The 2,706-nt window shown below is 70.1% G+C and carries 3 protein-coding genes; all 3 read left to right on the top strand.

Annotated elements, in window-relative coordinates:
* The coding region (locus OZN99_RS29165) for a hypothetical protein (RefSeq protein WP_270938723.1) at positions 1 to 259 on the top strand (259 nt) is incomplete at its 5' end.
* Between the two features lie 253 nt (positions 260 to 512).
* Positions 513 to 2,201 carry an MFS transporter gene (locus OZN99_RS29160; protein WP_270938722.1) on the top strand — a complete coding sequence of 563 codons (1,689 nt, stop codon included), beginning with the start codon at positions 513 to 515 and terminating at the stop codon, positions 2,199 to 2,201.
* Between the two features lie 89 nt (positions 2,202 to 2,290).
* Positions 2,291 to 2,706: CBS domain-containing protein (locus OZN99_RS29155; protein WP_270938721.1), on the top strand; the 416-nt coding region annotated here is incomplete at its 3' end.

Genomic DNA, 2,706 nt, shown 5'->3' with positions numbered 1-2,706 from the left:
GGACGCCCTGGACGGCGCGCGCGACGCGCTGCCCCGCCACCTGGCGCTGCTGCAGGCCGAACCGCCGCGCAGCGCCGACCGGCTGGCGCTGCTGGCCGAGGCGCCGCTGCTCGCGACCCTGCCGATCCACCCCGACCAGCGCGTGGGCGAGACGCCGGCGATCCGCGGCGCGCTGCGGTTCCACATCGTGTCGAGCCAGCAGGAGATGGAGCGCACCTTCGATGCCCCGGCGCTGGCCGCCGCCCTCGTCACCGGATGACGAGGAAGACAGGCATTCCGTGTCTGCTGCGCGGATGCGTTACAGAAATCTGAGCCGCCCGTCCCGTCTGGATACGTTTTAACCGCACGTCGCGTTGAACGGTCATGCGCAGACAGGGAGTTTGCGCGCCGCATGCGCCAGTCAGGCGCCGTGTGCCGGCGCATCCGCGGCGGCCAACGCGAACAGGCCGCGAGCCGGCCGGGGAAGGTTAGGGATGGCAGCAGTTGCAAGTGCCACGGCGAAGGGTCGCCCGATGTCGCAGGAGGAGAGGAAGGTCATCCTCGCCTCCTCGCTCGGCACCGTGTTCGAGTGGTACGACTTCTACCTCTACGGCTCGCTGGCCGCCGTCATCGGCGCGAAGTTCTTCGGCATGTACGACGAGACGACGCGCAACATCTTCGCGCTGCTCGCCTTCGCCGCCGGCTTCCTGGTGCGTCCGCTCGGCGCGCTGGTGTTCGGCCGCCTGGGCGACCTCGTCGGCCGCAAATACACCTTCCTGATCACCATCCTGATCATGGGCGCCTCGACCTTCGTCGTCGGCATCCTGCCCACTTCCGACCAGATCGGCTTCATCGCGCCGATCGTGCTGATCATCCTGCGCATGCTGCAGGGCCTTGCGCTGGGCGGCGAGTACGGCGGTGCCGCGACCTACGTGGCGGAACACGCCCCGAACGGCCGGCGCGGCTTCTACACCAGCTTCATCCAGATCACCGCCACGGCCGGCCTGTTCCTGTCGCTGCTGGTGATCCTCTCCACCCGTTCGATCCTGGGCGAGGCCGCCTTCGCCGAATGGGGCTGGCGCGTGCCGTTCCTGCTCTCCATCGTGCTGCTCGGCATCTCCGTCTGGATCCGGATGCAGATGAACGAGAGCCCGGCCTTCAAGAAGATGAAGGAGGAGGGCACGGGTTCGAAGGCGCCGATCAGCGAGGCCTTCGGCCAGTGGAAGAACGCCCGCATCGCGCTGTTCGCGCTGCTCGGCCTGGTGATGGGCCAGGCGGTGGTCTGGTACACCGGCCAGTTCTACGCGCTGTTCTTCCTGGGCACCGTGCTGAAGGTGGACGGCTTCACCACCAACATGCTGATCGCCTGGTCGCTGCTGCTGGGCTCGGGCGGGTTCGTCCTGTTCGGCTGGCTGTCCGACAAGATCGGCCGCAAGCCGATCATCCTCGGCGGCTGCCTCATCGCGGCGGTCACGTACTTCCCGCTGTTCCACATGATCAGCCAGAACGCCAACCCGGCGCTGACCGAGGCGCACCAGAGCATCCGCACCGTGGTGCAGGTGGACCGCGACACCTGCTCGTTCCAGTTCAACCCGACGGGCACGGCCAAGTTCACGCAGCCCTGCGACATCGCCAAGGCGGCGCTCGCGCGGCTGTCCGTGAACTACTCGGTCGAGAACACGCCCGGCCAGCGTGACGCGGTGATCCGCGTGGGCGACCAGCAGGTCTCCACCGCGCAGCCCAACTTCGCCCAGGCGCTGGCCACGGCGGTGACGGCGGCGGGCTACCCGGCGGCGTCCAACCCGACGGTGATCAAGATGTCCAGCGCCGTGGACATCTTCAACGCCCGGGCGCTGACGCTGGTCGGCATCCTGACGCTGCTGGTGATCTACGTGACCATGGTCTACGGCCCGATCGCCGCGGCGCTGGTGGAGCTGTTCCCCACCCGCATCCGCTACACCTCCATGTCGCTGCCCTACCACATCGGCAACGGCTGGTTCGGCGGGCTGATGCCGGCGACGGCCTTCGCGATCATCGCGCAGACCGGCGACGTCTACTCCGGCCTCTGGTACCCGGTGATCATCGCGCTCGCCACCGTGGTGATCGGGACCTTCATGATCCCGGAGACCAAGGACCGCGACATCTTCTCCGAGGAGAGCTCCACGGGGACGGTGCGGCAGCGCAGCCCGCACGGGCTGGAGCCGGAGTCGAACCTGCCCTGATCCGGCAGGACTGACCTGAGTGCGACGGCGCCGGGGGCGACCCCGGCGCCGTTTCGCTTGCGCTGGGTCAAGCACGCGGGCCTCCGGGCATGGCAATCTCCGTCGCCCGCATGACCCGCCCCTCGCCCGCCGCCGCCCTGCTGCGTCCCGCCATCGGCGCCGTCGCGCCCGTGCCGCCCACACTGCCGCCGCAGGCCCCGTTGGCCGAGGCACTGGCGGCGATGGCGGCAGCGCGCGCCTCCTCCGTGCTGGCGGTGGATGGTGACGGACGGCCGCTCGGCATCCTGACCGAGCAGGACGTGGCCCGCCGCGTCGCCTTCCGGCTGCCGGCAGACGCTCCGCTTTCCGCCGCGATGACCGCGCCGGTGATCGGCTGCGCCGCCGGGGAGGGGCTGTGGCGCGCCGTCGCCCTGTTGCGCGCGCACCGGCTGCGCCACCTGCCGCTGCTCGACGCCGCCGGGCGCTGCTGCGGCATGCTGCACCGGGCCGAGGCGCTGGAGGCCGC

Origin of the sequence: Falsiroseomonas oryzae, from assembly GCF_027856955.1 — a bacterium.
In the GTDB taxonomy this organism is placed as follows: Bacteria; Pseudomonadota; Alphaproteobacteria; order Acetobacterales; family Acetobacteraceae; genus Falsiroseomonas; species Falsiroseomonas oryzae.
The sequence above is the reverse complement of the archived record's forward strand: the minus strand, read 5'-3'. Positions and strand labels throughout refer to the sequence as shown.

Coding starts and splice junctions, on each gene's coding strand:
- OZN99_RS29160 (WP_270938722.1), top strand. CDS start 513: ATGTCGCAGGAGGAGAGGAAGGTCATCCTCGCCTCCTCGCTCGGCACC.